The following is a 25,580-nucleotide window of genomic DNA, read 5'->3' as shown; positions in this document are numbered from 1 at the left end:
TCACGCAACTCCTTCCGTGCCGCGGCTCGTTCCGCGGCGGTACGACTCCCAGGTCCAGCCGAGCGCGCGGCGGGCCATGATGCCGACGGCGTGCTTGCGGTAGCTCGCGGTGCCGCGGACGTCGTCGATCGGGTTCGCGGCGCCCGCGCAGAGCTCCGCGAACCGCTTGGCGACCGACGGGGTGAGGGTCCGGCCGTTGTCCCAGAACCCGCCCTCTTCGAGCGCGGCGTCCAGGAACTCCTCGGCGGCCTTCGCCCGGATCGGTGTCGGCGCGGCCGAGCCGATGCCGGTGCGCACCGTCCTGCCGTCCGGATGCAGGGCGAGCCCGAAGGCGCAGACGGCGATCACCATGGCGTTGCGCGTCCCCACCTTGGAGTACTGCTGGGGGCCGTCGGCCTTGGTGACGTGGACGGCCCGGATCAGCTCGTCGGGGGCGAGCGCGTTGCGCTTCACCCCGGTGTAGAACGCGTCGATCGGGATCAGTCGGGTGCCCCGTACGGACTCCGCCTCCACCTGGGCGCCGGCCGCGAGCAGTGCCGGATGCGCGTCGCCGGCCGGCGAGGCGGTGCCGAGGTTGCCGCCCACGCTGCCGCGGTTGCGGATCTGCGGCGAGGCCACGGTGTGCGAGGCCAGCGCGAGACCCGGAAGCTCCCGGCGGAGCCCCTCCATGATCCGCGCGTACGGCACGGACGCGCCCAGCCGGACCGCGTCCTCACTCACTTCCCACTCCCGCAGCTCCGCGATGCGGTTCAGGTCCAGCAGGTACCCGGGACGCCGGTGGTCGAAGTTGATCTCGACCATCACGTCCGTCCCGCCCGCGATCGGCACGGCCGTGGGATGGGCGGCCTTCGCGGCGAGCGCCTCCCCCCAGTCGGCGGGGCGAAGAAATTCCATGAGCGGCTCTCCTCGTTCGCATGTGGCCAGAAGTAGTCGTCGGCCGCATGCGCAGAAGTACACCGCGGTCCCCAGGGGGCGAGGCAGTCACCGATCGCTCAGAACCGGCTTCGCCGACGGCTGTGGACGAGCATGCTTTCCTCCACTGCCACGGCTGTGAGCTGGGCTGTTCCTCTCCCCACACCCTCCGCGCCGTGCGAAGGTAGTGATCATGCGGCTACGCGAACTCCTGGACGACACCGAGCTCGGACTGCTCCTGCTCGTCGGCCATGCCACCGACGGGACCGGTTCCTCTTCCTCGGCCGACGGCCTGCTCGACCGGTCCATTTCCGCCGTCGCGACCAACGACCTGGCCGACCCCGGCCGCTTCCTCACCGGCGGCGAGCTCGTCCTGACGGGGCTCGCCTGGTGGCGTGCGGACGGGGACGCGGAGTCGTTCGTACGCGTCCTGCGCCGGGCGGGCGTGACGGCCCTCGCGGCCGGCGAGGTCGAGCACGGGCTCGTCCCGCACGACCTCGTGCGCGCCTGCCGGCGCCACGGGCTGCCGCTGATCGCCGTACGGCCGGAGACCTCGTTCGCCGCGGTCACCGAGCGCGTCCTGCAGCACCTGCACCGCCGGGACGCAGGCGGCCCGGCACCCTCGGCCTCGACGGCTTCCACGGCCTCCCTCGCCGCCCTGGTCGAACGCCACCGCCGGCTCCTCGCCGACCGGGCCGCCCCGGACTCCGTACTGGAACTGCTGCGGCACACCCTCGGCCTCGACGTGCGCGTCCTGTCCGCGACCGGACGCCAGATCGCCGGAGCCCGGCCGCCGTTGGGCGCCAGGACGGCGACGGCACTGGCCGCCCGCCACCTCGCGGCCCGCCGCGCGGGCGGGACGGCCCCGCACACGGTCACGGTCGGCGCCCGCCTCTACTCCCTCGTACCGGTGCCGGCACCCGGACCCGCTCGCGCTCCCGACACCGCTCCCGAGGCCGCCGAACTGGGCGACTGGCTGCTCGTCATGGAATCCGACACCTCGCTCTGGCCCGCCCCCGACCGGGAACTCCTCGACCGCACCGCCGAACTGGTCGCCGACGCCCGCGCCGCCCACGAACAGTCCAAGACGGCCCGCAACGACCTGGCCGACCGCTCCCTCGCCCTGCTGCACGACAGCAGCGTCCCGGCCGAGGAGATCCCCGTCCGCCTGCGCAGCACCGCGCAGGCCGTGGTCAGCGGGGTCGGCCACTGGCCCCGCTGCCAGTTCGTGGTCGCCTCGGGCGAGCGGCACGGAGCCGGCCCCGTCCCCGCCGCGGCCCTGCGCGTCCTCCTGGAGGAGGCCCTGGTCCAGGAGGGCGGCCCGGTGCCGGTGTCCTCGGAGGACATCGCCGCCACCGTCGACGGCGACCGGGCCGTCCTCCTCGTCCTGGTCCCCGAGCCCTCGGACACCCGCCCCGACCCGGCCCTCGACCACACCGCGCTCCAGCGCAGGCTCTCCGCGGCGCTCGCCCGCTGGCTCGGCCCGGGGGACAGCGTCTCCGTCGGCGTCGGCTCCCCGGTGGCCGAGCCGGGCAACGCCCGCCGGTCACTGGAGCAGACCCACAACGCCCTGCGGATCGCCCACGCCGCCCCCGAGCAGGTGACCGTCCGCGGCCCGGAGGACCTCACCTCGCACATCCTGACCCTGCTCCCCCTCATCCCGGCCGAAGCCCGCCGGGCCTTCGCCGCCCGCCTGCTGGACCCCCTGCGCGATCACGACGCCCGCCACCGGACCGAGCTCCTGGCCACCCTGGAGGCCTTCCTCGACTGCGACGCCTCCTGGACCGCCTGCGCCGACCGCCTCCGCCTCCACGTGAACTCGCTGCGCCGGCGCATCGCCCGCATCGAACACCTCACCCACCGCGACCTGTCCCGCCTGGAGACCCGGCTGGACTTCCTGGCAGCACTGAAATCCGGCTGACCGGGAATCACCCGCACGAGGCCCTCGCCCGACGGCCGCAATCGCTAGGGTTGACCCATGACCGCACTGCCCGACTGGATGCGCCCGCCGCGCGCGGAAGGCTGGTTCGCGGAGGACCTCGACCGCCTCCCCGAGGCGCCCCGCCACACCGAGCTGATCGACGGAGCCCTCGTCTTCATGATGTCGCCGCAGCGGTCCTGGCATGGCCGCCTCGTCACCGCCCTGACCACCGCGCTGATGACCCAGGTTCCCGCCGGTTTCGAGGTAGAGCGGGAGATGACGATCCGCCTCGATGCCCGCAACCGACCCGAGCCGGAGCTCCTGCTGACGGACCTGCCCTACGATCCCGACCGCACCTGGTACGCCCCGGAAGACGTCCATCTCGTCGTCGAGGTCGTCTCCCCCGAATCGGCCCACCGCGACCGCACCGTAAAGCTGCGCAAGTACGCGGAGGCCGGTATCCCCCACTACTGGTGCATCGAGGACGAGGACGGGGCACCCGTCGTGCACGTCTACGAGCTCGACACACCCACCGGCGCCTACGCGCCCGCCGGGATCTTCCGCGGCACCCTCCGGCGCCCGGTCCCCTTCGAGGTCAGCCTGGACCTCGACAGGCTCACGCCACCCCGAAGCAGCTGAAAGCCGTGGCCCGTCAGAGCCGCTTCGCGCTCCGCAGGGTCGCCGCGTAGTAGCCGTTGCCGTCCAGGCGGGAGGTGCCGCCCTTGTCGCCGATGGTCGGGCCGTTGGCCTCTTCGCGGCTGGAGATGAAGATCTGGTGGCCGTCGGTGTCGGTGCCGAGGAACATGCCGGTGTGGTCCAGCCGGTCACCGGTGCGCCCGTCCAGCTTGAAGAACAGCAGGTCACCGGGTTGCAGCACGTCGATGGAGGTGGGGCGGCCGTCGGCGCCGACACCCTTGAGCGGGATGACGTCCACGCCGGCCTTGGAGCGGGCCATGCCGTTCGCGGTGCGCGGCAGGCCGTCGCCGGCGGTGTCCGAGGCCATCAGCGGGAAGCGCGCCCGGTAGCCGAACACGGTCCGGATGAAGCCGGAGCAGTCCATCGAGCGGGCGCGCATCGCTTCGGGCTTCGCGGTGGTGCCGCTGCGGAAGGTGTACGGGATGCCGAGGTAGTCGTAGAAGTCCGACTCCTCCAGCCGGTAGTCGTTGCCGACCGAGCCCTTGGGGTTGATCGGGCCGAAGTTCGCGTCGCCCGCGTACGCGACGCCCTCCGCGTCCTTCTTCACCGGGGCCTGGTCTCCGTACTGGAAGGCGATCGCGAAGAGGTCGTCCTCCTCGCTCCCCTGGTACTTCTTGAACCACTCCTGGAACCACTGCTCCTTCTCGGCCCCGCCGCGCCAGGTCTCCGGCATCAGCCGCACCCAGTTCTCGGTGACCACCCGGGTCTTGGTGGTGGCCGGTTCGGTGAAGGTGCGGCTGGGGCCGGTGAGGGTGGCGGTGCGGGCGCCGTCCGTGAAGGTGGCGAGGATCCCGCCCTTGGCGTCGCGCAGCACGGACCGCTCGGGGTTCTTCAGCCGCTCCCACTTCTGGGCGCCCTCGTCGCCCCCCTTGGCCGCTACGGGGGCGTCGACGAGCGACTGGATGGCCGGCGCCTTGGCCTGCTCCTCCTTGCGCAGCTCGATGGTGAAGTAGACGCTGCCGGCCAGCAGGGCGATCACGGTGGCCGCGTGCAGGACGGGACGTGTGCGGCGCTTGGGCGTGGTCATCGGATGCTCCGGGCGAGGTCGGTCGGGCGGCGGGCAGCACCGACGAAGGGGCGGGCGGGGGCGGGGGGCCGGGCCGGGGTCACGCGTGCGGCATGGCGCCGAGCAGGATGCCGGCGGTCAGCACGACGTACGTCATGAGCGTCGCGGAGCCGGTGGCCAGCAGGGTGGCCCCCTTGGGCTGGCGCACCAGCTGGTAGGCGATCAGGCCGGGCACGATGAAGCCGAGGGTCTGGTTCGCGTACAGCAGCGGGAACTTCATCTGCAGCAGGATCACCACGCCGCCCTGGAGCAGCACGCCGATGAGCACGACGGTCGCGAACAGCCGCTTGCCGTAGAGGATCACGTAGCGCTGGGCGACGAGCGTGAGCGCGTACGTCAGGACGGTGACGCCGAGCACGATCGCGGCGCGCTGGAGGTCCTCGATGAGGGTGAGGGCGAGCCAGCCCGGGGTGATCATGCCGCCGGGGGAAAGGTTCGTCGTCAGGTAGCAGACGAGAGAGAACAGCAGACCCAGGGCGATGCCGATCGCGGCGATCTCGGGGGTGAGGACGGCGGGGATCAACGGGGTTCTCCTGGGTTGGACCACTGTGGGGGCTGCGGCTGCGCGGGCTGCGGCTGCTGGAGCTGCGGCCACTGCGCCGCCTGGTACGACTGCTCCGCGGGCGAGAGATGCTCGTACGGGGGCTCGTACGGGGGCTCGTACGGCTGGTACTGCTGCGGGAACTGCTGGTTCGCGTACGGCTGGTTCGCGCCGCGCGGCGCAGGGATGTACGGCACCGGGACGTGCGGGGTGCGCATCCGGCGCTCCTCCTCCGCCGCGGGCAGGTTCGCGTACGGGTCGAGGTGCTTGACGTACAGCGCCATGGTCTGGTCGTGCCGTACGTACTGACCCGGCGATCCGGGCCCGGCCGGGGCCTCGCCGTCCTCCTCGAAGGAGGGCAGCTCGGCGAGGTGTTCCAGCAGGATCTCGCCCTGGCCGTGGATGTTGCCGATGGCCACGAGCGAGGACTCCTGGCCGAGGTGGCCGAGGAGCTCGTGCATGAACTCCTCGCCGTCGCGGTCACCGCCGAGGTCGACGGCGCGGTCGCGCCACTCGGCGGGGATCGCGTCGATGGCGCTCTTCGCCGGGTGGCCGATCACGAACACCTTGTCGGGCTGGAGGTCGGGCACGATCTGGCCCATCTGGCCGTTGCGCTCGACCCGGTCGGGCCGGCAGTTGATCACCACGTTCAGCGGGCGGCTGATCGCACCGAGGTCGAGGAGCTGGTTGATGTTCATCAGCGTGGACTCGGGGTCGTTGGCCGCGAACACGTTCGCGAAGCGCAGCCGCTTGTCGCCGGGGCCGATGTAGCGCTCGACGGAGAGCACGCCGGGGTCCGGCGGGGCGTCGTACATGCCCTGCAGCGCGGTCTCCCGGTCGATGCCGAGGAGCTCGGCCACGACCAGCGCGATGGCCACGTTCTCCTTGAAGGTGAACCAGCTGAAGCCGCGCAGCTCCTCGTCGCTGACGATCTCGGGGTCGGCGTAGACGAGTTGGCAGTTCCGCGCGTCCGCCTCCTCCTGGAGGACGTGGAAGCGGTCCTTCTCGGCGGTGACGCAGATGCCGCCGTGCGGCATGGAGCGGGACAGCGAACGGCCGATGTCGTCGAGGGTCGGGCCCATCTCGGCCACGTGGTCCTCGCGCACGTTGCACAGCACGCCGATGGTGGACTGGATCAGCTTCTCCTGGTTGAGCTCCTGGAGCGGGGGCATCACCGCCATGCACTCCATGACCAGGGCGTCGGGCTTGTAGGCCGCCGCGCGGCGGACGATGCCGATCTGCTCGACGACGTTGGCGATGCCGAACTTGCGGTAGACCGGCTCCTCGGTGGCGTCGGGGTGGATGAAGCGGGCCGCGGTGCCGGTGGTCTTGGCGACCGTGACCAGCCCGCCGCCGCGCAGCGCGCCCGCGACGAGCCGGGTGATGGAGCTCTTGCCGCGGATGCCGTTGACCAGCACCCGGGTGGGTATGTCCGCCAGGTTCGCGAAGTGGCGCCGCTGCTCGACGATGCCGGCGATCAGCATCACCACGCAGCACACGACCAGCACGCTGAAGAGAAAGAGCACGGTCAGTTCCTTCCGGCCTTGGCGGACCGGCCGGTCCGGGCGGTCCGGGCGGCGGAGCCGCCGGCTTCCCTCTTGCGCAGCTCCTGGAGCTGCTGCCTGACCACTTCGAGGCTGCGGGTGACGGCGCCCACCTCGTCGTGGTGGCGCGGGTAGAGGACGGTACGGCGGTCGCCGTCCGCCAGGGCTTCGGCGCGCTGCGCGAGGTCGCGCAGGGCCCGGATCACCACGATGTGGAGCCAGCCGAGGCAGATCAGGGCGGCCGTCAGGCCGAGCAGGCCGGCCAGCACCGTGCGGTTCTGCAGGTTGTACTCGGGGATGGCGAGGCCCTTGGCCGGCTGCCAGCTCACCACGGTCCAGGCGAGCGGCTTCGCGGCGCCGCCGCCCGCCATGGGGACCGCTGCGGCGATGGTGATGCCGGTGAGGTCTTCGTTCCGGCCGCGCAGCAGGACGCTGCTGGGTCGCGGGCCCTTGCCGACCTTCTGGTTGGCGCCGGCCGCCAGCGCCCGCATGCTCTCGTTGGGCAACTGCTGGAAGGCCAGGTAGCCGTTGTTGCCGCCGATGACGCGCTGCTTCTCGTCGATCACCCTGATCTCGCCCAGACCGGGCCGCTTGAGCAGGGAGTTGAGGAAGTCGATGCGCAACTCGCCCACCACGGAAGCGCCCTTGAGGCCGGGGGCCGCCGCGAACTCGATGATGACCGGCGCGTTTCCGGATTCCAGCAGCAGCACCGGCTCGTCGACGGGGGCCTTGGCGTCCGGGTGCCGGGGCTCGGCCCCGACCTTCGCGGTGATGGTGCCGTTCTCCTGGAGCACGTACAGCGACTCGTAGCGCTGGTGCTGCCTGAGGGTGCGCTCCAGGATGCCGGTCATCTCGGCGGGGGTGGTGGCTGGGCCGATCAACGAGCCCACGGAGGTGAGGTCGGCGTGCCCCTCGTTGAGGGCGCGGCGGACCCGGTCGGCCATGGTGTCGGTGCGCTCGCGCTGGTCGTGTACGAGCGTCTGCGGTACGGGGACGGATGCGCCGGCCCGGTTGAGCAGCAGCACCAGGGGTGCGGACCACAGCAGCAGGAGCGCGCCGCAGGTGGCGAGCAGGGCGCGGGCGCCGATCCGGCCGCGGCCGCGGCCGGGGTTGTGGGCCTTCTGGGCCTCGGCGGACTCGCCGAGCAGCTGGCGGCGCAGCCGCTCCAGGGCGGTGCCGATGCGGGCGGCCTCGCCGTACTTGGGGCGGTTGACCGGACGCTGCAGGTCGCCGCGGCTGAGCCGGCGGCTCTCCAGGAACAGCTGGAGCAGCGGCCTCTGGACGGTGCCGATGAGGAGGGAGACCGCGAGGAGGCCGATGACGAGCAGGACGGCCGCGGCGGCGATCCCGAAGAACGGGTCGACGACGGTGGTGGGGTCCTCGGTGACGGCGACGAGCGAGATGACGGTCAGTCCGAGGGCGGTGGCGGCGGTGCCCTTGCCCGCCTCGGGACCGGTCAGGCTCGCGTAGCCGACGACGGGCCGCTCACCGCCGGCGGAGGGGCCGAGCAGGCTGCCGCTGACACCGCGGAACCCGCCCGCGCCGGGCTCCTTGGTGGTCAGCGGGTTGGCCTTCGTCTTCCTCGCGGCGATCTTCGCGTACTTCTTGAGCTGCTTGCGGGCCCGCTCGGTCTCTTCCTTGACGTCGTCCGACTGGATCTGCTCGTCGTTGGCGAGGCCGTCGCTGCTGAGGATCTGCCCGGTGGAGTCGGCGACCGCGATGGCCCGGAACTTGCCGAGGCTGACGCCGGGGAAGCGCAGGCTGCTCGAAGCGACCAGCAGCTTCTGGGGCTGGCCGGGCCAGGACAGTACGGCGAAGGTGAGCAGGCGGGTCTCGCCGTTCTCGAGCCGCACCATGCGCGGGACGAGGCCGCCCGCCTCGGTGGGCTTGGTGTGGTCGAGGGCGGTCAGCGGCACGTTCTCGCCGCGCTGGGCCTCCAGCCGCCCCGACGCGACCTCGATGACGGCCGTGCCGCGCCACTTCTGGTAGACGTTGCCGAGCTTGTCGAGCACCGTGTCGGCGGAGACCGGACTGCCCGCGTTGAAGAGGGTGGCGGTACGGGAGAGGTCGGTGATCGACTCGTCCAGCGAAGCCCGCATCGCGATGGCGCCGTCCTCGGCGAAGTACTGCTGCGAGGTGCGGACCGCCTCGGGGACGGACTCGTTGCCCACCTTGCCGAGGTGGAAGGCGGTGAGCGCGGCCAGGGCGAGCAGCAGCGCGGACAGCGCGGCGATGGGCGGCCGGATGCCGCCCAGCAGCGACATGTCCGCCCTGCGACGGACCTTCTGCCGCCGCTTCGTGCGCGACGCGGACAACGGGACTCCTGTGGATGTGGGTAAGGGTGCGGGACGGTTCGCCGTACGGCGCTTCTTCATCGCTGTAGCTGAGCTGTCGCCATCGCTGTCGCTCGTCAGCGGTTGGTCAGGGGAGCCAGTCCGTCCTTGCCACCGCCCCGGTTGAGCAAGGTGCCCTCGGTGCGGTCGTACGCGAGCCGGTAGCGGGCGCGCCGCTCGGGCGTCTGCCCGCCGCCTTCCTTCAGCGCGGTGGCGAGGTCGATCAGCCGGTGGTCCTTGACCTGTCCGGTGTCGGGCACCTTGACCGCGGGGTCGGCCGCCTCCGGGTCAGGGGGCAGCTCCACGAAGGTGGGGACGTACCGGGCCCGGACCTCCCAGGTGCCGTTCTTCTCCGCGAACTCGAACCAGCCGATGACGCCTTCCTCGGACAGTCCGCTGGGCACCTCGTGCCGGGCGAGCTGGTTGCCCAGTCCGTACGCGACCCAGATGTCGCCGACCTTCTCCATGGGCTGGACCACGTGGGCGTGGTGGCCGATGACCAGGTTGATGCCGGTCTTCTCGGAGATCTTCCTGGCGAGGCCCAACTGGAGCGCGTTCGGGGCGGGCTGGTGTTCCGTGCCCCAGTGGATGCTGAGGATGACGACCTCGGCGCCGGCGGCCCGGGCGGCCTTCTCGGCGGCCGAGATGGCGTCCAGCGAGGTCTTGTTCACCAGCCAGGGCTTGTCGGCGGGGACCTGGCGGCCGTTGAATCCCCCGGCGAAGGAGATCTGCGCGACCTTGACGCCCTTGACGTCCATGATCAGCGGCGTGCGGCCCTCTTCCGGGGTGCGGGCGGAGCCGGTGTGCTTGAGGCCCGCCTTGTCGAGGGCGTCGAGGGTGCTCCTGACGCCGCCCTCGCCGTGGTCGAGCGCGTGGTTCGACGCGGTCGAGCAGGTGTCGTACCCGATGTCCTTGAGGGTCGTGGTGATCTGCGGCGGCGCGAGGAAGTCGGGGAAGCTCTGGAACGGCCCCTCGGGCTTGCCCAGCACCGGCTCCATGTGGCAGATCGCCAGGTCGGCCTTGCTGATGACCGGCTTCACCGAGGCCATCATCGGGCCGAAGTCCATGCCGCCGCCCTTGCCCGAGGCCTTGCCGTCCTGCTCGGCCTGCGCGGTCAGCTCGGGGTGGACGAGGACGTCACCGGCCGCGGCCACGGTGAAGGAACGCCCCTTGGCCCCCACCGCCAAACGGCCCTTGGCGTCACCACCGGATCCCCCGTCTCCGAGAAGCCCACAGCCGGTGAGGGCGGTGGACAGAAGGAGGAGGAGGACAACCCCGGAACGGAGGAACGCAACGAGAGAGGCGGATATCTTCACTCGGTCTATCTTTATCCGACCATGACTCCGTTCCTTGCGAAACGTATAACGATTAAGGCAACTCTGTGCGCACTGATGGCGGTGGCCGCGATTATGGCGTATTTCGCAATATCCTCCTGTCGACCATCAGGTGAATTGCAGGTTAATTCCGATCCCCCGACGCACACGACACCTCCGGCGGCTCCGGGGATCGACCTGGAGAGCCGGGTCACGGAATTCACGCAGGGGTTCGGAGAGCGAGGGGGCTACCGGATCCCCACGGCGGACGAACGCCGGACGGTCACCCGGGGCGTCGCCCTGCTCCTGGACGGCGACCGGGAGGGGGCGCGGGGGCGCCTGGCCGAGGTCGACTACACCGTGCAGGCGTTCACGGACACCGCGAGCGGCCGCCACTTCGCCGAGATCGCAGACGCGGCGGGCACGCCGGGCCCCGGGAACCGGGGATGGGGCCGGGTGTACGTGGACCTGGGCGCGAAGCCGAGCTGGAGCGTGCAGGTCCCGCACCCGATCGCCGACCAGGAGACCGAGCGCCTCGGCGCCCGGGTACTGCGCGGAGCGCCCGGCGGAGTGATGGTCCTGGCCGGCGCCCACCGCACGGCCGGCGAGGGCGACTCCGCCGACGTCGCCCACCGTACAGATTCCGTATTCCACCAGGTCATCGAAGAACTCACAAAGCGACGCCTACCCGGTGTACAGCTCCACGGATTCGCCAACGAATCCTTCCCGGAATTCGACGCCGTCGTCTCGACGGGCGCCGGAGGCCGCGCCGTATCCGAGGCCAAAACCCTGTCGACGGCCCTGACCAAAGCGGGCCTGGAGGTCTGCCGAGCCTACGCCCGCACATGCAAACTATCGGGCACATCAAACGAACAGGGCCAAACGGCAGCCGACGAAAACCTCCGCTTCCTCCACATAGAACTCGCCCGCGCCACAAGAACGAACAATTCCCGCCTCACCGACGTGGCGAAGGCCATCACGGCCCTCACCCACCGCTGGTCCACGCCGTGACGCCCGCCCCGCATGCCGCCACGCCTGCCACCGGCACCGACCGAGGCGCCCTTGTGTACACATGGCACACTCGGTACCTTTGAAGCATGATCCAGCCGCTGCCCATAGAGTCCATTCGCGACGTACGCGCCCACTTGGCGGAAGTCGTCGAGCGGGCCGACCGCGACGACGTGCCCACTGTCATCACACGTCGCGGCAAGCAGGTCGCCGCCGTGGTCTCGATCGAGGTGCTGCGCAAGTACCAGGAGTGGGAAGAGCGCGAGATCAACCGCATCATCGACGAGCGCATGGCGAGCGCGGCCGTCGGCGTCCCGATCGAGGACGTGATGAGGGAGACCCTGGCACGCAGTGAGTGACTACCGCACGGTGTTCCGGCCCGAGGCCCAGGCCGAGCTGCGCAAGATCCCGCGTGACATGGCACTTCGCATCCTGGTCAGACTGACCGAGCTGGAGAGCGACCCCTTCGGTTTCAACACCACCGCACTCGTATCCCAGCCTGAGCGCCGCCGCCTACGGGTCGGCGACTACCGCATCGTCTACACGATCGACGACGGGGAGCTGGTCGTGCGGGTCGTACACGTCGGACACCGCTCCACGGTGTACGACACGTAGCGGCTCCGGGTTCTGCGGACACACAACGGCCTGACCTGCTTTCTCACAGGTCAGGCCGTTGTGGTTGCCCACGTCCGGTCAGGCGTTGAAGCGGAACCTTCAGCAGAGAGCACACGGAATCTGCAACCGCCACCCGATCGAGGACACCTTGAGGGAGACGCTGGTAGCCGGCGAGTGGGTCCCCCAGACAGTTTTCCGAGCGTAAACACATCCCCAGCTGGCAGATATCCCTCGCGACGCAGGAGGTTCAGTTCCTGCGAACAGAAGTCCGACCGGCGCGCCACTGGATGGAGTCAGAATCAACTTCGAGACCATCGACCGGACACACCCTTGCGACCCCCGAGGTCAGTCGAGCTTCTCGAACGCCGGCCTTGGTGCGATGATGGGCGTGCGCTTTTCATTGATATTGAGCCATGTCGGAGCTTCCACCGACATGAGCTTGCGGTCGACAGTAATCAGATTCTGCTGCGCTGCTTCGTTGAGGGCGTCAAGTATATCTACCACTTTCACCTTCCCATACTTCTCCAGTTGCGCCTGAATTTTCTGGGCCTTCGCGCTCGGCTTGTAATAATAGGGTGCGCGATCATGCCTGCCAACCGTCAGAATCGCTTCAGCAACTGCTTCATACGCATCGTTAAACAAGCCCATGAAACCGTCGGGGTCTGGCAGTGCAATCAGATGCAGACTTTTCCACCTCTGATATCCCGCCGGAAGGTCCAGGGCCTGTGGAACAATGGCCACTCGGAGTCCATTGCCGTCTTCGAGTTGATGCCAATTGCTTTTGATGGTCGCGGCAGCAAACCGCACCTTCTCCGTACCACTCAGGAACAGGTCGGTCTTCCATACCTTCTTGATCCGTTCCCGCAGATCAGGTTCGGCGGCGACACCGCGAGCAGCGATCGGCACCCAGGATCCAAATGCGAACGGCCGACCTGACCCGTCAGGCAACAACACCGCATCACCACTCGCATTGTTGACGACGGCCTCAGTGAATCCGAGATGGCGTGCACGCTCGTGACCGAACATCAGAGACGTAGGCCTGTCCAAGTCAGCGAAAGCCCTAGGGCTCACCTTCCTGAGCGCTTCGCCGACCAGATCGGTAACGCGTGGTTCGCCGCCGACAATCGCCTCGTGAACGGCCCACTCAAACCCATCCCCACGCGACCCCTTGTCGCGGTGCAGGCGAGCGAGTTTAGCAAGCTGTCGAAACGTGACATCAACCCGATCGCAATTGAGGTCTTCAAGGTCTGCTTGCGACAATTCATCAAAATGAGCCCTCAGAATTGACCGCGATACCGCATAAAGAGCACGACCGTACTCATCAACTGGTTCGGCCTGACTAAGGAAGGTGACATCAGCCATTCAGCGACTCCCTATTTCACCACACGAAAGATCGAACCGAAACTCAGCTACGGCGGAGCGGACGCCGAACACAGAGATACCACCTGCGAAAAACGAGGTTTAAAGCAGGCTATTGTCCCAGCACACCGGACACTCCCCGATCAGTAGTGATACCGGGCAGCGAGGATGACAATCTCATTGTCCGTCACCAGATACACGAGGCGATGCTCGTCGTCGATCCGTCGCGACCAGGCCCCAGGCAGGTGATACTTCAGCGGCTCCGGCTTGCCAATGCCCACGAAGGGGTCACGCCTGACATCTTCGATGAGCTTGTTGATCCGGGCGAGCATCTTACGGTCGTTCTTGAGCCAGGACGTGTAGTCCTCCCAGCCCTGATCCTCGAAGACGAGCCTCACGCGGCACCCGCACCCGCGTCCGGCGACTCGGGATCGATCAGCTCACGCTCCGACACATTGGTGTGCGACAGAGCGTTCTCGTACGCCTTGAGCAACCGCCGGGCGTTCGCTGGTGAGCGCAGCAGGTAGGAGCCCTCGCGCAGCGCCATGTAGTCCTCGGCCGAGACAAGCACGGCGTTGCCATGCTTGGAGACGATCTCGATGGCCTCATGATTCTCGTTGACCTTTTTGATCAACGGAAACAGTTCCTTGCGCGCTTCACTCGCAGTGATGGACATAACCTCAACCCTCCCATCAAGTGGTACTCAATAACGTACCACTCTTGGTGTCATTCGAGAGGGGAACCGACTGATGGCGCCTCAGCCGATCCAGCACCCATCCAGCACGGGGAAAGGCCAGGGGCCCACCCTCGGAGAGGTGGACCCCATCTGACCTGCATGTTTGCCACGTCAACGACGTGGTGTTATTTCATCCGGTCACACGTTGAAGCGGAACTCCACCACGTCGCCGTCCTGCATGATGTAGTCCTTGCCTTCCATGCGGGCCTTGCCCTTGGCGCGGGCTTCGGCCACCGAGCCGCAGGCGACCAGGTCCTCGAAGGAGATGATCTCCGCCTTGATGAAGCCGCGCTGGAAGTCGGTGTGGATCACGCCGGCGGCCTCGGGGGCGGTGGCGCCCTTCTTGATGGTCCAGGCGCGGGTTTCCTTCGGGCCGGCCGTCAGGTAGGTCTGCAGGCCCAGGGTGGCGAAGCCGACGCGGCCGAGGGTGGCCATGCCCGGCTCCTCCTGGCCGACCGACTGGAGGAGTTCGAGGGCCTCCTCGTCGTCGAGCTCGATGAGCTCGGCCTCCAGCTTGGCGTTCAGGAAGATCGCCTCGGCCGGGGCCACCAGCGCGCTCTGCTCGGCCTTGAAGGCCTCGTCCGTCAGCTCGTCCTCGTCCACGTTGAAGACGTAGAGGAACGGCTTGACCGTGAGGAGGTGGAGCTCGTGGAGGAGGTCGCCCTGCTCCGTGCCCTTCGTGATGCCGTGCGAGAAGAGGGTGTCGCCCGCTTCGAGGATCTTCGTGGCCTTCTCGACGGCCGCCAGGACCGCGATCTTCTCCTTCTGGAGGCGGGACTCCTTCGTCAGGCGCGGCACCGCCTTCTCGATGGACTGGAGGTCCGCGAGGATCAGCTCGGTGTTGATCGTCTCGATGTCGTCCTTCGGCGAGACCTTGCCGTCGACGTGTACGACGTTCTCGTCCTTGAAGGCGCGGATGACCTGGCAGATCGCGTCCGACTCGCGGATGTTCGCGAGGAACTTGTTGCCGAGGCCCTCGCCCTCCGACGCACCGCGCACGATGCCCGCGATGTCGACGAAGTCGACCGTCGCCGGGAGGAGCTTGGCGGAGCCGAAGATGCCGGCCAGGACGCCGAGGCGGGCGTCCGGAACGCCGACGACGCCGACGTTCGGCTCGATCGTGGCGAACGGGTAGTTGGCCGCCAGCACGTCGTTCTTGGTCAGGGCGTTGAAAAGGGTCGACTTGCCGACATTCGGCAGGCCGACGATTCCGATCGTGAGCGACACGTTGGCGACTTCCCGTAGCTGGAGGGGGCGGCGGCCCGGAGTGGGCCACCGGACAGTTTACTTTCCGATGAGGGGGCCCGGTTGTACGCGTGTCCGGGCACCCGATCGACGGCCTCCCGGCCTAGTTTTGGGGGGTGGAGCGATACAAGGCGCGTACGGTACGTCACCCAGCGGAGCGGAACCCCGGCCCCGGGCGGTCCCCGGTACGCCGGCTGCCCCGGCCCCGGCTGACGGGGCTCGGCGGCGGGCTCTTCGCCTGCGCCGCGATGTTCCTGATCGGCGGCCTCGACTGGCTGCTGTTCGACGCCTCGCTGTTCGCGTACGGGCTGATGTTCCTGCCCGTGGCCGCCGCGACCGCGCTCTGGGTGCGGCCCGCCGACCTGATCACCGCGCCGATCACCGCGCCGATCGCCTTCGCCGCCGGAGTGTGGCCCGTGTCGGGCGGCTCCGGCGGCTTCGCGGGCGAGGTGATGGGGCTGGTGTCCGCGCTGTCCCTGCACGCGGGCTGGCTGTACGCGGGCACGCTCGTCGCGGCGCTGATCGCACTCGTCCGCAAGGCCGTGCTCATCGGCCGCCGCCGCATGCCCCGCCGCGCGGCGTAGAGGCCCCCCGGATCCGGGGGGATCAGCCCGCTACCCGGCCCCGGTAGCCGAACGTGCCGCCATCGCCGCGCCCACGATGCCCGCGTTGTTCTGCAGCTCCGCCGGCACGATCCGGGCCCGGACCCCTTCGATCAGCGGCAGGAACTTCTCCGGCTTGCGGCTCACGCCCCCGCCGATGATGAACAGGTCCGGGGAGAACAGCATCTCCACGTGCGCCAGGTACTTCCCGACCCTGCGCGCCCAGTGTTCCCAGGTCAGGTCGCCGTCGTCCTTCGCCTTCACCGAGGCCCGCTTCTCCGCGTCGTGGCCCTTCAGCTCCAGGTGGCCCAGCTCGCTGTTGGGCACCAGGTGCCCGTCCGTGAAGAGCGCGCTGCCGATCCCGGTGCCCAGCGTGAGCAGGATGACGGTGCCGTCGACCCCGCGCCCCGCGCCGTAGGCCATCTCCGCGACCCCGGCCGCGTCCGCGTCGTTCAGGACCGTCACGGGGCGGCCGTCCAGGCGCGAGGAGAGCAGCGCCGCCGTGTCCACGCCGACCCAGGACTTGTCCATGTTGGCCGCCGACCGGGTCACCCCGCCCGTGACCACCCCGGGGAAGGTCACCCCCACCGGGCCGTCCCAGTCGAAGTGGCGCACCACCTCGACGACGCAGCCGGCCACCCCGTCGGGGGTGGCCGGGTGCGGTGTCAGCACCTTGTGGCGCTCCTGCGCCAGGTCGCCACGGTCCAGGTCCACGGGAGCGCCCTTGATCCCTGAACCGCCGATGTCCACGCCGAAGATCTCCATGGACCCACCGTAGAGAAGGACCCGCCGGAGCGCCCTGCGGTGGACGGTCCTGCTTCCGTGTTCCTACTCCGCCGAGCCCGGAGCCGAGCCCGCAGCCGACCCCGGAGCGGCGACGAGCTCCGCCGCCTCCGCGCGCAGGTCGCGGCGCAGTTCCTTGGGCAGGGAGAAGACGATGGACTCCTCGGCCGTCTTGACGATCTCCACGTCCGCGTACCCGCGCGCGGCGAGCCATTCCAGCACCTCGTCGACGAGCACCTCCGGCACCGAGGCGCCCGAGGTCAGCCCGACGGTGGTGACGCCCTGGAGCCAGGCCTCGTCGATCTCGGTGGCGAAGTCCACGAGGTACGAGGCCTTCGCGCCGGCGTCGAGGGCGACCTCGACGAGGCGGATGGAGTTCGAGGAGTTCTTGGAGCCGACGACGATGACGAGGTCGCAGTCCTTGCCCATCACCTTGACCGCCTCCTGGCGGTTCGAGGTGGCGTAGCAGATGTCGTCGCTCGGCGGCGAGACGAGCAGCGGGAACTTGGTCTTCAGGGCGTCGACCGTCTCCATCGTCTCGTCGACGGAGAGGGTGGTCTGCGAGAGCCAGACGACCTTCGACTCGTCGCGGACGGTGACCTTCTCCACGTCGTGCGGGCCGTCCACGATGGTGATGTGGTCCGGGGCCTCGCCGGAGGTGCCGATGACCTCCTCGTGGCCCTCGTGGCCGATGAGGAGGATGTCGAAGTCCTCGTTCGCGTAGCGGATCGCTTCCTTGTGCACCTTGGTGACCAGCGGGCAGGTGGCGTCGATCGTCGCGAGCTTGCCGCGGGCCGCCTCCTCGTGCACCACGGGGGCCACGCCGTGCGCGGAGAACATCACGATGGAGCCCTCGGGGACCTCCTCCGTCCGCTCGACGAAGATGGCGCCCTTGTTCTCCAGCGTCTTCACGACGTACTTGTTGTGGACGATCTCGTGCCGCACGTAGACCGGTGCGCCGTACTGTTCGAGCGCTTTCTCGACGGCGATCACGGCTCGGTCCACGCCCGCGCAGTAGCCGCGCGGGGCGGCGAGCAGAACGCGGCGGGATGCGGGAGCGGGGGCGTCAGCAGTCATGGGCTCCATCGTACGGGGGTGTCCAGCAGGCCGGGGATCGCCCGTTCGGCAGAAACTGGGTCGAACATCCACACAGGCCACACCTCCGGAGGAACGATGGCGTCCGCGACGGATCCCAGCACGCCACCCGGCCCGCCCGGCCCGACGGGCCCGGCCGGAGGGCCGTCCGCCGCGCCCGGCACCTCCCTGCGCCGCAGTCTCGGCTTCCGGGACCTGGTGGTCTACGGGCTGCTCTTCATCGCCCCCATGGCCCCGGTCGGCGTCTTCGGCACCCTCGACGCCAAATCGCACGGCGCCGTCGCCCTCGTCTACCTCGTCGCGACGGTGGCGATGGCCTTCACGGCGTTCTCCTACGCGCAGATGGTGCGCGTGGCCCCGCAGGCCGGCTCCGTCTTCACGTACGCCCGCAAGGGCCTCGGCGAGGGTCCCGGGCTGATCGCCGGCTGGATGGCGATGCTCGACTACCTGCTGATCCCGGCGGTCGCGTACCTCTTCTCCGGGATCGCCATGAACGCCCTGGTCCCGGAGGTCTCCCGGTGGGTGTGGACGGCCCTGGCGGTGGTCGTGACCACCCTGCTGAACCTGTGGGGCGTACGGGCCGCCGCGCGGGTGGGCTTCGCCGTGCTGGCCATGGAGATCGCGGTGCTGCTGGTGTTCCTGGTCTCGGCGGTGACCGTACTGGCCCGGGGCGCGGAGCACCGCGGCTGGCTCTCCCCCTTCACCGGGGACGGCTCGCTCGGCGGCTTCTCGACCGCCGCCGTGCTCGGCGCGGTCTCGGTGGCGGTCCTGTCCTACCTGGGCTTCGACGCCATCGCCTCCTTCGCCGAGGAGGTGACGGGCGGCAGCGCGAAGGTGGCGCGGGCGGTGCTGTTCTGCCTGGCGCTGACCGGGGTGCTGTTCATCGCCCAGACGTACCTGGCGGCGATCCTCTCCCCGCTCTCGGCGGCGGAGCTGGCGGCCGAGCCGGGGAAGCAGGGCTCGGCCTTCTACACCACGGTCGAGGCCTCCGTGGGGATGTGGCTGCACGACCTGGTCGCCGTCAGCAAGGCCGTCGGGGCCGCCTTCGCGGCCCTGGCCGGGCAGGCCGCGGCGGGCCGACTGCTCTTCGCGATGGCCCGCGAGCGGCGGCTGCCCCGCGCCCTGGCGCACACCTCGCACGGGACCCCGCGCCCGGCCCTGCTGGTGGCGGCGACGGTCACGCTGATCGCGGCCGTGTGGGCGGCCCGGCGCGACGACGGGCTGGACCACCTGGTGTCGGTGGTCGACATCGGGGCGCTGGTGGCGTTCACGCTGCTGCACGCCTCGGTGGTCGGCTGGTTCGTGGTCAAGCGCCGCGAGGGGGCTCCGAACTGGTTCAAGCACCTGCTGATCCCGGTCCTCGGCGCCGCCGTGACCATCACGGTGATCGTCGAGGCCTCGTGGACGGCGCAACTGGTGGGGGCGGTGTGGCTGCTGGTGGGCCTGGGCGTCCTGGTGGCCCAGCACGGGCGACGCGGGCAGGACTAGCCCGTCTCCGACGCCGGTGTCGGCGCGGGCGGTTAGCCTGCCTGCATGGGTCTGAATTCGTCGGCTGACGCGCCGCTGCCGGTCGGTCAGGTGTCCCGGCTCATCGGGGGCTGGATCGACAGGCTCGGCCAGGTGTGGGTGGAAGGGCAGATCACGCAGCTCTCCCGGCGGCCGGGAGCGGGGGTGGTCTTCCTGACGCTGCGCGATCCCTCGCACGACATCTCCCTCGGCGTGACCTGCTACCGGCAGGTCTTCGACGAGGTCGCGGACTCCGTCACGGAGGGCGCGCGCGTGGTCGTCCTGGCCAAGCCCGAGTGGTACGCCCCGCGCGGGCAGCTGTCCCTGCGGGCCACCGAGATTCGGCCGGTCGGCATCGGCGAGCTGCTCGCCCGGCTGGAGCGGCTCAAGCGCTCCCTCGCCTCCGAGGGGCTCTTCGCGCTGGACCGCAAGAAGCCGCTGCCGTTCCTGCCGCAGCTCGTCGGGCTGGTGGTCGGGCGCGCCTCGGCTGCGGAGCGCGACGTGCTGGAGAACGCCCGGCGCAGGTGGCCGGCGGTCCGCTTCGAGGTGCGCAACGTCGCCGTCCAGGGGGTGCACGCGGTGCCCCAGGTGGTCCAGGCGGTCAAGGAGCTGGACGCCATGCCCGAGGTCGACGTGATCATCGTGGCCCGCGGGGGCGGCAGCGTGGAGGACCTGCTGCCCTTCTCCGACGAGGAGGTCGTACGGACCGTCGCGGCGGCCCGTACCCCCGTGGTCTCGGCGATCGGGCACGAGCCGGACTCCCCGCTGCTGGACCTGGTCGCGGACCTGCGGGCGTCCACGCCCACGGACGCGGCGAAGAAGGTGGTCCCGGACGTCGGCGAGGAGCTGGAGCGGGTACGCCAGCTGCAGGGCCGGGGGCTGCGCGCCGTGCGCGGGCTGCTGGACCGGGAGGAGCGGGGGCTCGCGCACGCGCTCGCGCGGCCGGTCTTCGTCCACCCCCAGCGGATGGTGGAGACCCGGGAGGCGGAGGTGGACGCGCTGCTGGCGCGCAGCCGCCGGACCTTGGGGCACTTGCTGGACCGGGCCGATTCGGAGCTGGCGCACACCCTCGCCCGGGTGGTGGCGCTGTCCCCGGCCGCCACTCTGGAGCGCGGGTACGCGGTGCTCCAGCGGGCCGACGGGCACGTGGTGCGCTCGCCCGAGGAGGTGTCGGCGGGGGACGTGCTGCGGGCGCGGGTGGCGGAGGGGGAGTTCGCGGTGGAGGTCTCGGGGACCTGACCCGACCTGACAAACGACACACTGTCACAACACTTTGTTGATCTTCGCGGTTTAAGGTGGGAGAGGGAATGGCCGAGACCGATACGGCGCTGGGGTACGAGCAGGCCCGGGACGAACTGATCGAGGTCGTCCGCAAGCTGGAGGCCGGCGGCACCTCGCTGGAGGACTCCCTCGCGCTCTGGGAGCGCGGCGAGGAGCTCGCGAAGGTGTGCCGGCACTGGCTGGAGGGGGCCCGCGCCCGGCTGGACTCGGCGCTGGCGGCGCGCGAGGCGGCGGAGGGGGCCGGCGGCGAGTGATCTCGCTCACCTGCTCCCATATTTAGTTGAATTTTCACCTATCTCCGTCGTAGTCTCAGGACATCGCTTCAGCAGTCCCGCACAGAAGAAGGCTTTTCGATGTCTCTCGTTCTCGACGCCGCCGCTCAGGACCTCCTCTTCCGTGAGGCCCGCACCGCCAACACGTTCTCCGACGAGCCGGTGACCGAGGAGCAGGTCCAGGCGATCTACGACCTGGTGAAGTTCGGCCCGACCGCCTTCAACCAGACGCCGCTGCGCATCACCCTGGTCCGCTCCCCCGAGGCCCGCGAGCGCCTCGTCAAGCACATGGCCGAGGGCAACCAGGCCAAGACCGCCGCCGCCCCCCTGGTCGCGATCCTGTCCGCGGACAACGAGTTCCACGAGGAGCTCCCGCAGCTGCTCCCGCACTTCCCGCAGGCCAAGGACGCCTTCTTCTCCGAGCGCCCGGTCCGCGAGCAGTCCGCGCTGGTCAACTCCGCGCTGCAGGCCGCGTACTTCATCATCGGCGTCCGCGCCGCCGGCCTGGCCGCGGGCCCGATGACCGGCCTGGACTTCGCCGGCATCCAGAAGGAGTTCCTGGACGGCGACCACACCCCGCTGATGGTCATCAACATCGGCAAGCCGGGCGAGAACGCCTGGTTCCCGCGCTCCCCGCGCCTGGAGTTCGACCAGGTCATCACGACCGTCTGAGCCCGGCCACGAAGGCAGTGAACGCGAAAGGCCGCGCCCCCCGGATCCGGGGGGCGCGGCCTTTTCGGTTCGTGCCGCGCCGTGCTGCGTCGTACGAGCCGCGTGCCCTACGAGCCCTGCGCTACGAGCCCTGCGCTACGAGCCCTGCTTGAACTCCAGCGCCGCCGCCATCGCGCCGAGCTGCTCGAAGGAGGCCGTCCCGGTCACCACCGTCACGTAGCCCTGCTCGTGCCGCACGAGGGCGTCGTACTTCTCGCCGTCCCAGCGCTCCCAGACCTGGTCGCCGACCTGCTGGGTCTGCCCGGTGGCCGCCGCCTGCCGGGTGACCTTCGCGATGTACCGGTCCGTGGCGTCCGCGGACTGCTCCACCGCCACGTACTGCTGCGCCGGGTCCAGGAAGCCCAGGTGCCAGGCACTGGCCTCCTTGCGCGCGAATCCCACCGAGGTCGCCCGCCACTCCGGGGGCAGCCCGACGGGCACCGCCACGGGGTACGGGGCCGCGCGCCGGGCCGTGAGGCTTTCGACGCGGTAGTCGACCACCTTCGTCGGATCGGCCTTCTCGTCATGTGGGATGACCAAATAGATCCCCCCGACCACGAGCCCGATCACCGCGAGGGACCGGATCATGTCCACGACCGTCTGCTTGCCCTTCATACCTGCCACGACACCATCGTCCCGCATGCCTCCGGGCGATCACCGCCGGGGTCCCGATGGCGCGCCAGGAGCCGCGCAAGATGTCCGCTCAGGACAAACCGCTGACCGATATGGCGCTCATACGTGACCCGGTCTGCTCAATATGTCGACGTACCGATAGAGTCCAGGGACCCTCACTCTGGCCGTCGCCGTACAGAAAGGTGCGCTCCGATGACCGAGCACAACCTGCCGCCCCAGCTCGAAGTCTCTCCGGAGGCACCCGACCGCAACCTCGCCCTGGAACTCGTACGGGTCACCGAGGCCGCCGCCATGGCCGCGGGCCGCTGGGTCGGACGCGGTGACAAGCTCGGCGCCGACGGCGCCGCCGTCAACGCGATGCGGACCCTGATCTCCACCGTTTCGATGAACGGCGTCGTCGTCATCGGCGAGGGCGAGAAGGACGAAGCCCCGATGCTCTTCAACGGCGAGCACGTCGGCGACGGCACCGGTGCCGAGGTCGACATCGCCGTGGACCCCATCGACGGCACCACCCTGAACGCCAAGGGCATGCCGAACGCCATCGCCGTGCTGGCCGCCGCCGACCGCGGCGCCATGTTCGACCCGTCCGCGGTGTTCTACATGGAGAAGCTGGTCACCGGTCCCGAGGCCGCCGACTTCGTCGACATCAACGCCCCGGTCTCCGTCAACATCCGCCGCGTCGCCAAGGCCAAGAACATGGCCGTGGAAGACGTCACGGTGATCATCCTGGACCGCCCCCGCCACGAGGGCATCGTCAAGGAGATCCGCGAGACCGGCGCGCGCATCAAGTTCATCTCCGACGGAGACGTCGCCGGCTCGGTCCTGGCCGTGACCGAGGACAGCGGCATCGACCTGCTGCTCGGCATCGGCGGCACCCCCGAGGGCATCATCTCGGCCTGCGCCATCAAGTGCATGGGCGGCACCATCCAGGGCAAGCTGTGGCCCAAGGACGAGGCCGAGCGCCAGAAGGCGATCGACGCGGGCCACGACCTGGACCGCGTCCTGTACACGGACGACCTGGTCTCCGGCGACAACGTGTTCTTCGTCGCCACCGGCATCACGGACGGCGAGCTGCTGCGCGGCGTCCACTACCGCTCGGAGACCGCGACCACCTCCTCGCTGGTCATGCGCTCGAAGTCGGGCACGATCCGGCAGATCGACTCGACCCACCGCCTCTCGAAGCTCCGCGCGTACAGCGCGATCGACTTCGACCGCGCCAAGTAGGCCGCGGGCGGCACGGCAACACCGAAGGGGCGCTCCCGCGTGCGGCGGGGGCGCCCCTTCGGTGTGCCGTCCGACGGGACGGCTCGCTCCGAGGCTGCACTGCTCCGAGGCCTCGGCCCTACGAGGCTTGCGGCCCTACGAGGCTTCGCGCAGCTCCCCCGCCCGGCGCCGCCGGCGGGCCAGCACCACCCGGCGCTCGGCGGCCGTCAGCCCGCCCCAGACTCCGTAGGGCTCGGGCTGGATCAGTGCGTGCTCCCGGCAGGCGACCATGACGGGACAGCGGGCGCAGACCCGCTTGGCGGCGTCCTCGCGGGACAGCCGGGCGGCGGTCGGCTCCTTGGACGGGGCGAAGAACAACCCGGCCTCGTCGCGCCGGCACACCGCATCCGCGTGCCATGGGCCGTCCTCTTCCCTGGCCGGCACCCGCGGCTTCGGCACGACAGCCGCCGGGCGCCCCTGAAGACTCTGGACGGCGGCTACCTGCAGGGACTGGCGCGGCGGATGCGGCACGGTCTACTCCTGACGACGTATACGCGAGCGAGAGAGGCGACGCACCTGTCCCTACCCGCTGTGCGCGCCCCTATGCACCGAGTGCCGCCGATCCGGCCGGTTCGACCGAAAGGTGCTCCCGCCCCGGCCGCCCCGCGGCCCCGCGGCCCCGCGGCCCCGCGCCGCACCACCCCTCCCGGCCCCGCGCCCGTCACCCGGGCGTCACGCCCCTGGCGGCGTCCAGTCGCTGCGGCGGCCCAGGAAGGCGAGCAGCGCACCGGCCGGATCGGCGTCCGGATCGGGCGCGGGATCGAGCGCGGGAGCGTACGCGAACCCGCGCAGCGGCTCGGCGAGCAGCCGGGCGGCCGGGCTCAGGGCCGCCGCGAGGGCGGGGGTGAGCGGGGAGGCCTGGCCGGTGGCGACCGCAAGGTCCCAGGCGTGGACGGCGGCGTCGAGCGCGGCCGCGGCGACCGCGGTCTCCGCGGGGAGGGTGAACGGGGGCAGCGGCACGGCCACCTCGGCGGTGCCCGGCGCGACCCCGGCGAAGGCCTCGGCGCCGGCGACGAGGGCGGGCTCCAGCAGCTCCACGGGGCTGCCGGCCAGCGTGCCGGTGGGCGCGAAGGGGTCCTCGGCCGGTCCCGGCCCGCCGGTGAGGCGGCCCGCGTAGGCGAGCTGGTCGCCGGCCGCGTGCTGGAGCACTTGGCCGACATTCCACTGGTCGCACGGCGTCGGTGCGCCGAGGGCGTCGGCCGGTATGGCGGCGACGACGGAACGCAGAGCCCCGTACGCCTGGTCGAGCAGGTCCCACTTGGATTCGGTCATGGGCCGACCCTACGGACCGCTACCGGCCAAAGGGACTTATTTGAGCCCCAGTTGTCGTCGTGTCGGCCTCAGACCGCACCCTCGCGGCCCTTGCGGAGCCGGTTCGCCAGATCCACCAGGCGGGATCCGAGCTTGGGGCGGGCCTCGATGTTGCCCAGCAGCGCGAAGCCGCGGACGATCACGACCGGGGCCTGCGGGTCGGTCTCGCCGCGCCCCTCGCCCCGCACCTCGAAGTTGCCGAGGACGCCGCTGCCGTAGCCGCGCAGGGTGACGTTCTCCGGGACCAGGATCTCGACGTTGCCGAGGATGCTGGTCACGTTGATCTCGGTGACCTGCTGCTCGAAGACGGCCTGGGTCAGATCGATGCTGATGTCGCCCATGACGGAGACGGCGCGGGTGTGCGCGCCCGGCCGCCAGCGGCCCTTGCGGGAGGAGCTGCTGCACACGGCCACGACCGTCTCGACCGGGGCTCCCGCCGGGGCGCCCACGGCCCGGTACACGGCCTCCTGGTGCGCACCCGCGCCGGGCGCGGGCAGGTCCCGTACGAGCACGTCCAGCTCGGCGACCGTCTTCAGCGCGTACAGCGAGTCGAGCCGGTCGGAGTGCTCCTCGCCGGTCAGCCGGCCCTCCGCGACGGCGTCGGCGAGGATCTGCGCGATCCGGTCCCGGTCCGCGTCGGAGGCGCGCAGCCCGGGGGCGGGGGCCGGAGCGGATGAGGGCTGCGGGGGCTGAGAGGGCTGCTTTTCCAGGTCCACGCACCACAGCATAGCGAGACACGATAGATCGCGATACTGGGCAGTGAGCCTTACCTCACAACAAAAGCCGCCGGAAGAGGTCCTACGCTGGATACCGCGCTGCCAAACGGTCGTCAGC

27 protein-coding genes are annotated in these 25,580 nt (G+C 70.2%); 11 read left to right on the top strand and 16 right to left on the bottom strand.

What is annotated here, in order from left to right; translation table 11 throughout:
* Nucleotides 1-894 (bottom strand): FAD binding domain-containing protein, encoded by an 894-nt coding sequence (locus ACZ60J_RS23405; protein WP_469684597.1) that lies wholly within the window; start codon nt 892-894, stop codon nt 1-3.
* Nucleotides 895-1,105: 211 nt separating this feature from the next.
* On the opposite strand from ACZ60J_RS23405, the gene ACZ60J_RS23400 reads away from it, so the two are divergent.
* Together ACZ60J_RS23400 and ACZ60J_RS23395 are read left to right on the top strand one after the other, a co-directional pair.
* Nucleotides 1,106-2,833: a PucR family transcriptional regulator gene (locus ACZ60J_RS23400; protein ID WP_469684595.1), complete on the top strand. Its 1,728-nt coding sequence runs from the start codon at nt 1,106-1,108 to the stop codon at nt 2,831-2,833.
* A 57-nt stretch (nt 2,834-2,890) separates the two neighbouring features.
* The gene (locus ACZ60J_RS23395; protein WP_469684594.1) at nt 2,891-3,472 is read left to right on the top strand and encodes a Uma2 family endonuclease; all 582 of its coding nucleotides are present in this window, start codon (nt 2,891-2,893) and stop codon (nt 3,470-3,472) included.
* 13 nt (nt 3,473-3,485) lie between these two features.
* On the opposite strand, the gene ACZ60J_RS23390 is transcribed toward ACZ60J_RS23395, so the two are convergent.
* From ACZ60J_RS23390 to ACZ60J_RS23370, 5 genes are all read right to left on the bottom strand, one after another.
* Nucleotides 3,486-4,556 (bottom strand): C40 family peptidase, encoded by a 1,071-nt coding sequence (locus ACZ60J_RS23390; protein WP_469684593.1) that lies wholly within the window; start codon nt 4,554-4,556, stop codon nt 3,486-3,488.
* 79 nt (nt 4,557-4,635) lie between these two features.
* A complete protein-coding gene (locus tag ACZ60J_RS23385; protein ID WP_469684591.1) occupies nt 4,636-5,118 on the bottom strand; it encodes a poly-gamma-glutamate biosynthesis protein PgsC/CapC in 483 nt (160 codons plus the stop codon).
* Complete coding sequence (gene pgsB, locus ACZ60J_RS23380; RefSeq protein ID WP_469684589.1) at nt 5,115-6,662, bottom strand: poly-gamma-glutamate synthase PgsB; 1,548 nt, start codon at nt 6,660-6,662, stop codon at nt 5,115-5,117. The genes ACZ60J_RS23385 and pgsB overlap by 4 nt, the downstream gene beginning before the upstream one ends.
* 2 nt (nt 6,663-6,664) lie before the next feature.
* Complete coding sequence (locus ACZ60J_RS23375; protein ID WP_469684874.1) at nt 6,665-8,944, bottom strand: HAMP domain-containing protein; 2,280 nt, start codon at nt 8,942-8,944, stop codon at nt 6,665-6,667.
* Between the two features lie 146 nt (nt 8,945-9,090).
* Nucleotides 9,091-10,269, bottom strand: a complete 1,179-nt coding sequence (locus ACZ60J_RS23370) for a CapA family protein (protein WP_469684872.1) — start codon at nt 10,267-10,269, stop codon at nt 9,091-9,093.
* Nucleotides 10,270-10,464: 195 nt separating this feature from the next.
* Here ACZ60J_RS23370 and ACZ60J_RS23365 point away from each other — a divergent pair, with 195 nt between their 5' ends.
* The 3 genes from ACZ60J_RS23365 to ACZ60J_RS23355 all read left to right on the top strand — a co-directional run bounded on the left by ACZ60J_RS23365 (nt 10,465) and on the right by ACZ60J_RS23355 (nt 11,949).
* Nucleotides 10,465-11,337 carry a hypothetical protein gene (locus ACZ60J_RS23365; protein ID WP_469684587.1) on the top strand — a complete coding sequence of 291 codons (873 nt, stop codon included), beginning with the start codon at nt 10,465-10,467 and terminating at the stop codon, nt 11,335-11,337.
* Between the two features lie 86 nt (nt 11,338-11,423).
* Nucleotides 11,424-11,693, top strand: a complete 270-nt coding sequence (locus ACZ60J_RS23360; protein WP_469684585.1) for a type II toxin-antitoxin system Phd/YefM family antitoxin — start codon at nt 11,424-11,426, stop codon at nt 11,691-11,693.
* Nucleotides 11,686-11,949 carry a type II toxin-antitoxin system RelE family toxin gene (locus tag ACZ60J_RS23355; RefSeq protein WP_469684583.1) on the top strand — a complete coding sequence of 88 codons (264 nt, stop codon included), beginning with the start codon at nt 11,686-11,688 and terminating at the stop codon, nt 11,947-11,949. The genes ACZ60J_RS23360 and ACZ60J_RS23355 overlap by 8 nt, the downstream gene beginning before the upstream one ends.
* A gap of 345 nt (nt 11,950-12,294) precedes the next feature.
* Here the strand turns inward: ACZ60J_RS23355 and ACZ60J_RS23350 are convergent, their stop codons facing one another.
* The 4 genes from ACZ60J_RS23350 to ychF all read right to left on the bottom strand — a co-directional run bounded on the left by ACZ60J_RS23350 (nt 12,295) and on the right by ychF (nt 15,271).
* A complete protein-coding gene (locus tag ACZ60J_RS23350; protein ID WP_469684581.1) occupies nt 12,295-13,311 on the bottom strand; it encodes a hypothetical protein in 1,017 nt (338 codons plus the stop codon).
* A 140-nt stretch (nt 13,312-13,451) separates the two neighbouring features.
* Nucleotides 13,452-13,706 carry a Txe/YoeB family addiction module toxin gene (locus ACZ60J_RS23345; RefSeq protein WP_469684579.1) on the bottom strand — a complete coding sequence of 85 codons (255 nt, stop codon included), beginning with the start codon at nt 13,704-13,706 and terminating at the stop codon, nt 13,452-13,454.
* On the bottom strand, nt 13,703-13,984 hold the full coding sequence (locus ACZ60J_RS23340) for a type II toxin-antitoxin system Phd/YefM family antitoxin (protein WP_327409024.1): 282 nt from the start codon (nt 13,982-13,984) through the stop codon (nt 13,703-13,705). The genes ACZ60J_RS23345 and ACZ60J_RS23340 overlap by 4 nt, the downstream gene beginning before the upstream one ends.
* A gap of 198 nt (nt 13,985-14,182) precedes the next feature.
* The gene (gene ychF / locus ACZ60J_RS23335) at nt 14,183-15,271 is read right to left on the bottom strand and encodes a redox-regulated ATPase YchF (RefSeq protein WP_469684577.1); all 1,089 of its coding nucleotides are present in this window, start codon (nt 15,269-15,271) and stop codon (nt 14,183-14,185) included.
* A gap of 134 nt (nt 15,272-15,405) precedes the next feature.
* Between ychF and ACZ60J_RS23330 the strand changes: the two genes are divergently transcribed.
* Complete coding sequence (locus ACZ60J_RS23330; protein WP_469684576.1) at nt 15,406-15,873, top strand: DUF6542 domain-containing protein; 468 nt, start codon at nt 15,406-15,408, stop codon at nt 15,871-15,873.
* A gap of 30 nt (nt 15,874-15,903) precedes the next feature.
* On the opposite strand, the gene ppgK is transcribed toward ACZ60J_RS23330, so the two are convergent.
* Entirely contained in the window at nt 15,904-16,656 is a 753-nt protein-coding gene (ppgK, locus tag ACZ60J_RS23325) for a polyphosphate--glucose phosphotransferase (RefSeq protein WP_469684575.1), read from the bottom strand.
* A 63-nt stretch (nt 16,657-16,719) separates the two neighbouring features.
* On the bottom strand, nt 16,720-17,760 hold the full coding sequence (locus ACZ60J_RS23320) for a 4-hydroxy-3-methylbut-2-enyl diphosphate reductase (protein ID WP_469684573.1): 1,041 nt from the start codon (nt 17,758-17,760) through the stop codon (nt 16,720-16,722).
* Between the two features lie 87 nt (nt 17,761-17,847).
* On the opposite strand from ACZ60J_RS23320, the gene ACZ60J_RS23315 reads away from it, so the two are divergent.
* From ACZ60J_RS23315 to ACZ60J_RS23300, 4 genes are all read left to right on the top strand, one after another.
* Complete coding sequence (locus ACZ60J_RS23315) at nt 17,848-19,257, top strand: APC family permease (RefSeq protein ID WP_469684571.1); 1,410 nt, start codon at nt 17,848-17,850, stop codon at nt 19,255-19,257.
* A gap of 45 nt (nt 19,258-19,302) precedes the next feature.
* Entirely contained in the window at nt 19,303-20,514 is a 1,212-nt protein-coding gene (xseA, locus tag ACZ60J_RS23310; RefSeq protein ID WP_469684569.1) for an exodeoxyribonuclease VII large subunit, read from the top strand.
* Between the two features lie 68 nt (nt 20,515-20,582).
* Nucleotides 20,583-20,810: an exodeoxyribonuclease VII small subunit gene (locus ACZ60J_RS23305; protein WP_250742764.1), complete on the top strand. Its 228-nt coding sequence runs from the start codon at nt 20,583-20,585 to the stop codon at nt 20,808-20,810.
* Between the two features lie 99 nt (nt 20,811-20,909).
* Nucleotides 20,910-21,500, top strand: a complete 591-nt coding sequence (locus ACZ60J_RS23300) for a malonic semialdehyde reductase (RefSeq protein ID WP_469684567.1) — start codon at nt 20,910-20,912, stop codon at nt 21,498-21,500.
* A 135-nt stretch (nt 21,501-21,635) separates the two neighbouring features.
* Here ACZ60J_RS23300 and ACZ60J_RS23295 read toward each other — a convergent pair whose 3' ends face one another.
* The gene (locus tag ACZ60J_RS23295; protein WP_469684870.1) at nt 21,636-22,154 is read right to left on the bottom strand and encodes a DUF4245 domain-containing protein; all 519 of its coding nucleotides are present in this window, start codon (nt 22,152-22,154) and stop codon (nt 21,636-21,638) included.
* A 210-nt stretch (nt 22,155-22,364) separates the two neighbouring features.
* On the opposite strand from ACZ60J_RS23295, the gene glpX reads away from it, so the two are divergent.
* Complete coding sequence (glpX, locus tag ACZ60J_RS23290; RefSeq protein ID WP_469684565.1) at nt 22,365-23,396, top strand: class II fructose-bisphosphatase; 1,032 nt, start codon at nt 22,365-22,367, stop codon at nt 23,394-23,396.
* 135 nt (nt 23,397-23,531) lie between these two features.
* Here glpX and ACZ60J_RS23285 read toward each other — a convergent pair whose 3' ends face one another.
* From ACZ60J_RS23285 to ACZ60J_RS23275, 3 genes are all read right to left on the bottom strand, one after another.
* Nucleotides 23,532-23,906 carry a WhiB family transcriptional regulator gene (locus ACZ60J_RS23285; RefSeq protein ID WP_374213444.1) on the bottom strand — a complete coding sequence of 125 codons (375 nt, stop codon included), beginning with the start codon at nt 23,904-23,906 and terminating at the stop codon, nt 23,532-23,534.
* A gap of 201 nt (nt 23,907-24,107) precedes the next feature.
* On the bottom strand, nt 24,108-24,707 hold the full coding sequence (locus ACZ60J_RS23280; protein ID WP_469684563.1) for a TIGR03086 family metal-binding protein: 600 nt from the start codon (nt 24,705-24,707) through the stop codon (nt 24,108-24,110).
* 68 nt (nt 24,708-24,775) lie between these two features.
* Nucleotides 24,776-25,462: a DUF1707 SHOCT-like domain-containing protein gene (locus ACZ60J_RS23275; protein ID WP_469684562.1), complete on the bottom strand. Its 687-nt coding sequence runs from the start codon at nt 25,460-25,462 to the stop codon at nt 24,776-24,778.
* Nucleotides 25,463-25,580 lie beyond the last annotated feature (118 nt).

The sequence above is a fragment of the Streptomyces sp. NPDC104226 genome, assembly GCF_055584085.1.
This window is presented reverse-complemented; position numbering and strand designations above follow the sequence as displayed.

Bases quoted from the DNA above. Each gene is read 5' to 3' on its own strand.
- ACZ60J_RS23405 (WP_469684597.1), bottom strand. From the start codon at position 894: ATGGAATTTCTTCGCCCCGCCGACTGGGGGGAGGCGCTCGCCGCGAAG.
- ACZ60J_RS23400 (WP_469684595.1), top strand. From the start codon at position 1,106: ATGCGGCTACGCGAACTCCTGGACGACACCGAGCTCGGACTGCTCCTG.
- ACZ60J_RS23395 (WP_469684594.1), top strand. From the start codon at position 2,891: ATGACCGCACTGCCCGACTGGATGCGCCCGCCGCGCGCGGAAGGCTGG.
- ACZ60J_RS23390 (WP_469684593.1), bottom strand. From the start codon at position 4,556: ATGACCACGCCCAAGCGCCGCACACGTCCCGTCCTGCACGCGGCCACC.
- ACZ60J_RS23375 (WP_469684874.1), bottom strand. From the start codon at position 8,944: ATGTCGCTGCTGGGCGGCATCCGGCCGCCCATCGCCGCGCTGTCCGCG.
- ACZ60J_RS23360 (WP_469684585.1), top strand. From the start codon at position 11,424: ATGATCCAGCCGCTGCCCATAGAGTCCATTCGCGACGTACGCGCCCAC.
- ACZ60J_RS23350 (WP_469684581.1), bottom strand. From the start codon at position 13,311: ATGGCTGATGTCACCTTCCTTAGTCAGGCCGAACCAGTTGATGAGTAC.
- ACZ60J_RS23340 (WP_327409024.1), bottom strand. From the start codon at position 13,984: ATGTCCATCACTGCGAGTGAAGCGCGCAAGGAACTGTTTCCGTTGATC.
- ppgK (WP_469684575.1), bottom strand. From the start codon at position 16,656: ATGGAGATCTTCGGCGTGGACATCGGCGGTTCAGGGATCAAGGGCGCT.
- ACZ60J_RS23320 (WP_469684573.1), bottom strand. From the start codon at position 17,760: ATGGAGCCCATGACTGCTGACGCCCCCGCTCCCGCATCCCGCCGCGTT.
- ACZ60J_RS23315 (WP_469684571.1), top strand. From the start codon at position 17,848: ATGGCGTCCGCGACGGATCCCAGCACGCCACCCGGCCCGCCCGGCCCG.
- xseA (WP_469684569.1), top strand. From the start codon at position 19,303: ATGGGTCTGAATTCGTCGGCTGACGCGCCGCTGCCGGTCGGTCAGGTG.
- ACZ60J_RS23305 (WP_250742764.1), top strand. From the start codon at position 20,583: ATGGCCGAGACCGATACGGCGCTGGGGTACGAGCAGGCCCGGGACGAA.
- ACZ60J_RS23300 (WP_469684567.1), top strand. From the start codon at position 20,910: ATGTCTCTCGTTCTCGACGCCGCCGCTCAGGACCTCCTCTTCCGTGAG.
- ACZ60J_RS23295 (WP_469684870.1), bottom strand. From the start codon at position 22,154: ATGAAGGGCAAGCAGACGGTCGTGGACATGATCCGGTCCCTCGCGGTG.
- glpX (WP_469684565.1), top strand. From the start codon at position 22,365: ATGACCGAGCACAACCTGCCGCCCCAGCTCGAAGTCTCTCCGGAGGCA.
- ACZ60J_RS23280 (WP_469684563.1), bottom strand. From the start codon at position 24,707: ATGACCGAATCCAAGTGGGACCTGCTCGACCAGGCGTACGGGGCTCTG.